The 8,882-nt window shown below is 71.1% G+C and carries 6 protein-coding genes; 2 read left to right on the forward strand and 4 right to left on the reverse strand.

The window, feature by feature from the left end:
- Positions 1 to 147 precede the first annotated feature (147 nt).
- From ACZ4W9_RS22550 to ACZ4W9_RS22560, 3 genes are all read right to left on the reverse strand, one after another.
- Positions 148 to 990, reverse strand: coding sequence for a carbohydrate ABC transporter permease (locus tag ACZ4W9_RS22550; protein WP_467938530.1), 843 nt, complete (start codon positions 988 to 990; stop codon positions 148 to 150).
- The gene (locus ACZ4W9_RS22555; RefSeq protein WP_467938532.1) at positions 987 to 1,946 is read right to left on the reverse strand and encodes a carbohydrate ABC transporter permease; all 960 of its coding nucleotides are present in this window, start codon (positions 1,944 to 1,946) and stop codon (positions 987 to 989) included. Before ACZ4W9_RS22555 ends, ACZ4W9_RS22550 begins: the two co-directional genes overlap by 4 nt.
- Before the next feature lie 164 nt (positions 1,947 to 2,110).
- A complete protein-coding gene (locus ACZ4W9_RS22560; RefSeq protein WP_467938534.1) occupies positions 2,111 to 3,445 on the reverse strand; it encodes an ABC transporter substrate-binding protein in 1,335 nt (444 codons plus the stop codon).
- A 269-nt stretch (positions 3,446 to 3,714) separates the two neighbouring features.
- Here ACZ4W9_RS22560 and ACZ4W9_RS22565 point away from each other — a divergent pair, with 269 nt between their 5' ends.
- On the forward strand, positions 3,715 to 6,150 hold the full coding sequence (locus tag ACZ4W9_RS22565) for a glycoside hydrolase family 2 protein (protein ID WP_467938536.1): 2,436 nt from the start codon (positions 3,715 to 3,717) through the stop codon (positions 6,148 to 6,150).
- Entirely contained in the window at positions 6,147 to 7,184 is a 1,038-nt protein-coding gene (locus tag ACZ4W9_RS22570) for a LacI family DNA-binding transcriptional regulator (protein WP_467938537.1), read from the forward strand. The genes ACZ4W9_RS22565 and ACZ4W9_RS22570 overlap by 4 nt, the downstream gene beginning before the upstream one ends.
- A gap of 220 nt (positions 7,185 to 7,404) precedes the next feature.
- Here ACZ4W9_RS22570 and ACZ4W9_RS22575 read toward each other — a convergent pair whose 3' ends face one another.
- Positions 7,405 to 8,763 (reverse strand): cellulase family glycosylhydrolase, encoded by a 1,359-nt coding sequence (locus ACZ4W9_RS22575; protein ID WP_467938553.1) that lies wholly within the window; start codon positions 8,761 to 8,763, stop codon positions 7,405 to 7,407.
- Between the last annotated feature and the right edge of the window lie 119 nt (positions 8,764 to 8,882).

Raw genomic sequence — 8,882 nt, forward strand, 5'->3', positions numbered from 1 at the left:
GTATGCGGTAGGCAAGAAGGTACCGCCTACCACTCCTCCGAACACCACCCCCACGGGCGTGTAGTGGAGAGTGAGTCGCCCCCCCCCGCCCCCCCCCCCCCCCCCCCGCACCGGCACGGCCGCGGCGGTGCGGCGGGGCCCCGCGGGTCACTTCGTCGCACCCTGGGCGAAGCCGTTGTAGATGTAGCGCTGGAGGAAGAGGAAGACGACGAGGGTCGGCACGATCACGAGGATCGTTCCGGCCGAGATGTTCTCCCAGTGCGCGCCGAACGGGCCCTTGAAGCGGAACAGCGCGGTGGAGATGGTGCCGAGGTCCTCGGACGGCATGTAGAGGAAGGGGATGTAGAAGTCGTTGTACACGGTGATCCCCTTGATGATGACGACCGTGGCGATCGCCGGCTTCAGCAGGGGCAGGATGATCTTCCAGTAGATGGTGAGGGAGTTGGCCCCGTCCAGCCGCGCGGCCTCGTCCAGCGACACCGGGATGCCGCGGATGAACTGCAGGAAGATGTAGATCGACACGATGTCCGTGCCCATGTACAGCAGGACCGGCGCCCAGATGGTGTTGAACAGCCCGAAGCTGTTGACCACTTGGAAGGTCGCCACCTGGGTGGTGACCCCGGGCACCAGCGTGGCGATGAGGAACAGCGCCATGACCGGCTTCTTCGCCCGGAAGTGGAAGCGGTCGATGGCGTACGCGGTCATCGACCCGATGAGCACCGTGCCGGTGATGGAGAACAGCAGGATGACGGTGGTGTTGACGAAGGCGGACAGCATCTTGCCGTCGTTGAACGCCGTCACGTAGTTGCCGAAGTTCAGCCAGTCGCCCGGCAGCGACAGCGCACCGCCGTCCGCCACCTCCTCGGAGGTCTTCAGGGAGGTCAGGAAGACGACGACGAGCGGCACCAGCACGACCAGCGAGGCGACGATCAGCGACAGGTAGGTCAGCGCGGGGCCGATCCGGCGGCGGGCGGGCAGGGGCGAGGTCATACGAGGTCCACCTTCTCGTCGGGCACGAGGCGGCGCTGGATCCAGGTGATCAGCAGGATGATCAGCAGCAGGACGACGGCGGCGGCCGAGGCCAGGCCCGTCTTGTTGAACTGGAAGGCGAGCTTGACCGTCTGGATGACGAACGTCGTCGTGCCGGTCGCGCCGCCGGTCATGATGTAGGGGATCTCGAACACCGACAGCGAGCCGGAGACCGCCAGGATGACGCTCAGGCTCACCACGGGCCGGATGCTCGGGGCGATGATGTGCCGGAACTGCTGCCAGCGCGAGGCCCCGTCGAGCTGGGCGGCCTCGTACAGCTCCGCCGGGATCGACTGGATCGCGCCGAGGAACAGCACGAAGTTCAGCCCGGTGAACCGCCAGACGGACACCCCGGCCAGGGAGGTGTTGGCCGACTCGGGGTCGCCGAGCCAGGCGTGGTCGGAGCCGGCGCCGAACCAGGACAGCACCGAGTCGAGCGTGCCGCCGTCCTGGAAGAAGTACAGGAAGACGAAGCCGATGGCCACGCCGTTGATCAGGTAGGGGAAGAACAGGATCCCCTTGAACAGGTTGCGGAACCGCAGGTCGAAGCTGAGCACGGTCGCGAAGTAGAGGGCGATCACGATCTGCACGGCCGAGGCGGCGAGGTAGTAGAAGCTGACGAAGAACACCCGGAACAGCTCGGGCCGGGTGAAGATCTGCTCGTAGTTGCCGACGCCGGTGAAGTGGCGGTCGGGGCTGACGCCGTCCCAGTCGGTGAAGCTGTAGTAGATCATGTTCCCGACCGGCACATAGGTGAACGTCACCAGCAGGGCCAGGGGGACGGCCAGGAACAGCCAGGGGGTCAGCCGGCGCAGCACGCGGCCGCTGTGGCGGCCGCCGTCCGGGGCGGGCGCCCTGCCGGGCGATGCGGCGGCGCGGGGCACCTTGGCGGGCGCCGTGTGGGTCGTCTCGGTCATCTCGGCCTTCCGTCTGCGCGGGGGATACGGCGGCGGCGGGCCCCGTCCGGTGCGGACGGGGCCGGCGGCGGCGTCCGGTCGAATCGGTCGGGTCCGGCGCCGGTCGGGAACCGGCGGGCCGGGGCCGGCGCCGGCCGGGGACGGCCGGTCCGGTCCGGTACCGGTCAGGAACCGGCGGTCCGCGCCGCCTCGTTCCACCGCTTGTCCAGGTCCGCGAAGAAGCCGGCGAGACTGCCGTGCTGTGCGCCGCGGGCGAGGTCGATCAACTTTTGGCGGTAGTCGGGCTTGTTCAGGCCGATCTCGGCCGCGTTGTCGATCGCGTTCACCTCGCCGGTCTTCGCCTCGGAACGCTCCAGGAAGTTGACATCGTTGTCAACAAAGTCCTTCAACGTGCCGGGCATGGGGGCGGACTTCAGGGCGGGAACGGCGCCCTCCTTGGCCGAGTAGCCCGACTTCTGGGTGAACCAGTCGATCCAGGCCCGCGCCGCCGCCTTGTGCGAGGAGTGGGCGTTGACGGCCTGCTGGTAGTCGGAGGCGAGGACGGCGCAGTACTTGCCGTCCTTCCGCACGGGGAACGGCATGAACCCGATGTCGTCCGGGTCGGCGCCGGCCTTCTTCGCCGCGTCGCGCATCTGGGTGATGGCCCAGGAGCCGAGCTGCATGGTGGCGACCTTGCCCTGCGCGATCATGCCCTTGGAGGCTTCCCAGTTGGTGGTGTTGGGATCCTTCTCCGACAGACCGCCCTTGACGACGTCGTGGAGCAGGGAGTCGATCACGTTCAGCTCCCCGCCCTCGCGCCAGGGCGAGACGGCACCGGCGAGCTTGTCTCCTGCCTTGGCGTCGCAGGTGACGGACCCGATGCTGTTGCTCCAGGCGGTCAGCGGCCAGCCGTCCTTGAAGTTCGTGTAGTAGGGCACCGCGTCCGTCTTCGCCTTGACGGCCTTCAGATCGGCGAGGAACTCCCGAGGAGTGGTCGGCCAGGCGGTCACGCCGGCCTTCTTCCAGACGGCCTTGTTGTAGACGAAGCCGTTGGCCGTGCCGAACTGGGCGATTCCGTAGACCTTGCCGCCGACCTCGGTCTTGTCGCTGAACCGGTAGGTGCCGCCGAGTTCGGCGGCGGTGCCCAGCGGGGCGAAGAACTTCGGGTAGTCGTTCTTGGCCACGGCGGCCGGGATCATCAGGACGTCACCGTAGTCGTCGGTGTTCATCCGGATCTTGACCTCCCCCTCGTAGTCGGTGAGGGCCTCGAACTTCACCTTCACCTCGGGGTAGACCTTGTTGAACTCCTCGGCGTACCGGGCCATCGTCCCGTTCTGGACGAGGTCGGTGCGGTGGGTGAGGACCTTGATCGTGCCCGAGGCGTCGGCCGGGTCGGCCGGTGCCTTCGCCGTCTCACCGGAGACCGTGCCCCCGCCGCTGCATCCGGCGACGGTCAGCACCGCGGCGGCCAGCAGCCCGCCGCGCCACCGACGTCCCGCGAACGTCGTGTTCTTCCCCATGTGCCCAGCTCCTCCAGGATTGCGGCTCAGCTTCTGCGAGTGGGATGTCGGCACTATGTCAGCCACTGGTGAACCGGTAAAGCTTCAATTTCCAGCGTGATGCGCAATCGTTACCGTCGAGCGAGTCGTGATCCTGTGACATGCGGATTCCGTCGTGCCTCGTTACGGTGGCGTAGCTAGACCGGTTTATGGACAGCCTCCTGATCAGCGCGTTAGGTTGTGCGCCGTTGTCCGTCGACCGGCCTGAGTCAGGCGATTGGAGCCGCACCATGAAGGACGTCACCCCGCTCACCGAGGGCTGGAGCCTGCGCCACGGCGAGGAGGTGCTGGAGGCCCGGGTGCCCGGCTGTGTGCACACCGACCTCCTCGCCGCCGGGGCCATCCCGGACCCCTTCCTCGCCCGGAACGAGACGGACGTCGCCTGGGTGGGCCGCCGGGCCTGGACCTATGTCCGCGGGCTCGGCCACGACAGCGGCCACGAGCGCACCGACCTGGTCTTCGAGGGCCTCGACACGGCCGCGACCCTCACCCTCGCCGGTCATCCCCTCGGCACCACCCGCAACATGCACCGCACCTACCGGTTCGACGTCACGGGACGCACCGGCGAACTGGAGGTCCGCTTCGCCTCCGCCTACGACGAGGCGGCCGCCGTCCGCGCGGTGACGGGGGAGCGGCCCAACGTGTATCCCGAACCGAGCCAGTACATCCGGAAGATGGCGTGCAACTTCGGCTGGGACTGGGGGCCCGCCCTGGTGACCGCGGGCATCTGGCGGCCGGTCCGGCTGGAGCACTGGTCCACCGCGCGCCTGGCCGAGGTGCGCCCCCTGGTCACCGTGGCCGAGGGCACCGGCCGCGTCGAGGTGCGGCTGCGCGTCGAACGCACCGAGCGGGGGCGGGGCAAGCGGCTGCGCGTCACGGCCGAGGCGGCCGGCGTCCGCGCCGAGGCCGAACTGACCGGCGACGAGACGGTCCTCGGCCTGGAGGTCGCCGACCCGCGCCTGTGGTGGCCGCGCGGGTACGGCGAACAGCCCCTGTACGACCTGGATCTCACCCTGAGCGACGACAGCGGCCCGCTCGACACCTGGCACCGCCGGATCGGCTTCCGCACGATCGGACTGGACCGCTCCGCCGACGAACACGGCACCGGCTTCACCCTCGTCGTCAACGGCGTACGGATCTTCGCGCGGGGCGTCAACTGGATCCCCGACGACGCCTTCCCCTCCCGGATCACCCCCGAGCGCTACCGCACCCGCCTCGCCCAGGCCGCGGACGCGGGAGTGGACCTGGTCCGGATCTGGGGCGGCGGCATCTACGAGGACCACGCCTTCTACGACGCCTGCGACGAACTGGGCCTGATGGTATGGCAGGACTTCCTCTTCGCCTGCGCCGCCTACCCGGAGGAACAGCCGCTGCGCGGGGAGATCGAGGCCGAGGCGCGCGACAACGTTGTCCGGCTGATGCCCCACCCCTCGCTGGTGCTGTGGAACGGCAACAACGAGAACCTCTGGGGCTTTCGCGACTGGGACTGGGAGGAGCCGCTCGCCGGGGACTCCTGGGGCGAGGGCTACTACCTGGGTCTGCTGCCCCGCGTCGTCGCCGAACTCGACCCCACCCGCCCCTACACCGCCGGCAGCCCCTGGTCCGGCTCCTGGGACCACCACCCCAACGACCCCGCCCACGGCACCCACCACTCCTGGGAGGTGTGGAACCGCCAGGACTACGCCGAGTACCGGGCGAGCGTGCCCCGCTTCGTCGCCGAGTTCGGCTGGCAGGCCCCGCCCGCCCTGGCCACCCTGCGCCGCGCGCTGCCCGGCGAACGCCTCGCGCCCGACTCCCCGGGCATGCTGCACCACCAGAAGGCCGAGGACGGCAACGGCAAGCTGAACCGCGGCGTCGCCCGCCACTTCCCGCTGCCCGAGGACGACTTCGACCGCTGGCACTACCTCACCCAGCTCGTGCAGGCCCGTGCCGTCGCGGCCGGCATCGAGCACTGGCGTGCGCACTGGCCGGTGTGCGCGGGCACGATCGTCTGGCAGCTCAACGACTGCTGGCCGGTGACCTCCTGGGCCGCCATCGACGGCGACGGCCGGCCCAAGCCGCTCTACCACGAGCTGCGCCGCGTCTACGCCGACCGGCTGCTCACCCTGTGCCCGGACCCCGACGGCCTGGTGCTCGCCGCGGTCAACCAGGCCGCCACGCCCTGGCGGACGACGGTCACCCTGCGGCGACTGGACGCCGACGGCACCACGGTCGGCGAGGCCGTGCTCGAGCTGGCCGCACAGCCCCGTTCCGTCGCCCGGACCGCGGTCCCCGGGCACCTCGTCCCGGACCCGGGAACCGCCAGGGAGTTCCTGGTCGCGGACGCGGGCGCGTCCCCCCGCCCGGACGGGGCCGACGGCGGGGAAGGGCTGCGCGCCCTGCACTTCCCCGTCCCCGACAAGGACTTCGCCTACCCGCGGCCCCGGTACGACGTCACGCTGGAGCCCGTTTCCGGACAGGGGGATAGAGTCGACGTCGTGGTGAGCGCCCAGACCCTCGTCAGAGACCTCCTGCTCCAGCCCGACCGGCTGGGTCCGGCCGCCGTCTGCGACCGCGGCCGGCAGACCCTCCTGCCCGGCGAGCGCACGCGCCTGCGGCTCGAGGGCTGCGGCCCGGTCACCGTCGACGCCGTCAAGGCCGCCCTGTTCTGCGTGGACATCGTGTGAGCGGGACCGGGGAACGCGTCACCATCAAGGACGTCGCGGCGCGGGCCGGGGTGTCCAAGGGGGCCGTGTCGCTCGCCTTCAACCACAAGCCCGGTGTCTCCGACGCCACCCGCGAACGCATCTTCGCGGCGGCCCGGGAGCTGGGCTGGGCCCCCAGCGCCACCGCGCGCAGCCTGTCCAGCCAGCGCGTCGACATCGTCGGGCTGGCCCTGTGCCGGCCCGCCCGGCTGCTCGGCCTGGAGCCGTTCTACATGGACTTCATCTCGGGCATCGAGAGCGTCCTGGCGGAGCGGTCCTGCTCCCTGCTGCTGCGGCTGGTGCGCGACCTCGACGAGGAGATCGCGCTCTACCAGGAGTGGTGGCGCGGCCGGATGATCGCCGGCGCGATCCTGGTGGACTTCCGCGAGGACGATCCCCGGGTGCCCGCCCTGCAGGGGCTGGGCATGCCGGCGGTCGCCGTCGGCCACCCCTGCCTCACGGGCACGTTCCCGGCGGTGTGGACGGACGACGCGTCGGCGGTCGCCGAGGCCGTCCGCTATCTGGCGGCCCTCGGCCACCGGCGCATCGCCCGCGTCGGCGGCCCGGCCGACCTGGGGCACAGCGTCATCCGGGCCCGCGCCTTCGCCGACACGACCCGGGAACTGGGCCTGGAGGAGGCGCGGCAGATCGCCACCGGCTTCGACGAGAAGGAGGGCGCCCGGGCCACCCGCACCCTGCTGCTCGCCGCCGACCGGCCGACCGCGATCGTCTACGACAACGACATCATGGCGGTCGCCGGGGCGGGCGTCGCGGCCGAGATGGGCTTCACCGTCCCCGACGACCTGTCGCTGCTGGCGTGGGACGACTCCCAGCTGTGCCGGATCACCCACCCGACCCTGTCGGCCATGAGCCACGACGTGCACCACTTCGGTGCCGAGGTGGCACGCGTCCTCTTCGACGTGCTCGGCGGCGCCCCCACCGACGGCCACCAGGTCCCGACCCCGTCCCTCACGCCGCGCGGCTCCACCGCACCGGCACCGGGGGCGGGCGGGTAGGGCGAACGGGGGCGGCGGGCGGGCCGGCCGGTCGCGGGCTCGCCCACCGGAGGGGCCCGGACCCGGGTCCTGCGGGCGGTGGGCTCGTGCCCTTCCGTGGCCGGTGCGGGCTGTTCCGCGTCCGGTGCGCCCGGGCCGGGGCCCCGGCCCGGGCGTGCGGAGAGCGTGCCGAAGGGCCGCGTCCGGTGGGGACGCGGCCCTTCGGCGTGCCGGGCCGGGGTCAGCCCTTCGCGCAGGTGCCGCCGTTGAGGGTGAAGGCGGCCGGGACACCGTTGGCGGTGGTGGAGGATCCGTTGAAGCCGAAGCTCACGGAGCCGCCGGCGGGGATCGTCTCCGTCCAGGACTCGTGGGTGGCCCGCACCTCGCTGCCCTGCTGCACGGCCTTGGCGTTCCAGACCGAGCCGAGCTTCTGGTTGCCGGGGAAGGCGAAGGCGAGCTGCCAGCCCTTGACGGCCGTCGTGCCGGTGTTGCGGATGGTGACGTCCGCGTTGAACGAGGTGCCCCAGTCGCTGAGGCGGTAGTCCACCGAGCAGCTCGCGGGTGCCGGAGTGGTGCCGCCGTCGCCGAAGATCCCGGCCTCCTTGGCCGTCTGCTTGATGCCGTCGGCACCGGAGAAGACGCGCTGCCCCCAGGCGGTGAGGCGCGCGGCGTCGAAGCCGGTGGCCATGTCGAGGTACTCGACGCCACCGCCGTTGCCGCTCCAGGACCAGCCGAGGTAGCCCACGCCGAGCTGCCGCGCGGCGGACATGATGGCGCCCTCGTCCGGATCGCCGTCCGAGTGCATGTCGCCGAATTCCCCTACGACAATGGGAAGCCGCTGCGAAGTAAACCGATTAAGGTAACTATTGACCTTGTCGGCGGTGTTGAACACGCCGTACATGTGGATCGAGAAGACCGTGTTGCGCTCGGGGTCCGCGGTGAATACCTCCGCCGCGTGGTCCCGCATGGTGAAGGACCAGTCCTGGCCCCAGTTCGGGGCGTCCACCATCAGCGTGTGCCGGAATCCGGCCGCGCGCATTCGGGCGATGGCGTTGGCGGTGTCCGAAGTCCACGACGCGTAGCCGGTGTTGCCGTACGGCTCGTTCCCGATGTTCAGGATGACGTACTTCTCCTGGCCCTGCACCGCGTCCTTCACACCGGTCCAGTAGTCCACGGCCCGGGAGAGGGTCACGGCTCCGGCCTGCTCGCCGTAACCGGTGGTGTCGTGGGCCTCCAGGACGCAGACGAGCCGGTTCTGCTTGCACTGCGCGACGACGGCGGCGACGTCCGCGGTGTCGTTGCGGGTCCACCGGTCGCCGGTGGCGAGCACGACGCGCACGGAGTTGGCGCCCAGGGCCTTGATGTCCTTCAGCGCCTGTGCCGTCCTGGTGGGGTACCAGGCGTGCGCGTGGTTCACGCCCCGCAGGACGAAGTCGGCGCCGTTCGCGTCCAGCAGCCGGCCGTCGGCGACGTGGAAGCCCGGGGCCGCCTGGGCCGGCGCCGGTGCCCGGGTCTGCGCCTGCGCGGAGGACGGTGCGGCCAGTAGCGAGGCGGCGAAGGCCAGCAGCGCTCCCGCCGCGGTGGCCAGTCTCTTTCTCATCATCTGCTCCCCAAGTGGTGGCGCGGGGGGGGGGGGGGGGGGGGGGGGGGGGGGGGGGGGGGGGGGGGGGGGGTGGGGGGGGGGGGGGGGGGGGGGGAGGGGGGGGGGGGGCGGGGAGG

The organism is Streptomyces sp. NPDC029296, from assembly GCF_055569255.1.

Coding starts and splice junctions, on each gene's coding strand:
- ACZ4W9_RS22550 (WP_467938530.1), bottom strand. CDS start 990: ATGACCTCGCCCCTGCCCGCCCGCCGCCGGATCGGCCCCGCGCTGACC.
- ACZ4W9_RS22555 (WP_467938532.1), bottom strand. CDS start 1,946: ATGACCGAGACGACCCACACGGCGCCCGCCAAGGTGCCCCGCGCCGCC.
- ACZ4W9_RS22560 (WP_467938534.1), bottom strand. CDS start 3,445: ATGGGGAAGAACACGACGTTCGCGGGACGTCGGTGGCGCGGCGGGCTG.
- ACZ4W9_RS22565 (WP_467938536.1), top strand. CDS start 3,715: ATGAAGGACGTCACCCCGCTCACCGAGGGCTGGAGCCTGCGCCACGGC.
- ACZ4W9_RS22575 (WP_467938553.1), bottom strand. CDS start 8,763: ATGAGAAAGAGACTGGCCACCGCGGCGGGAGCGCTGCTGGCCTTCGCC.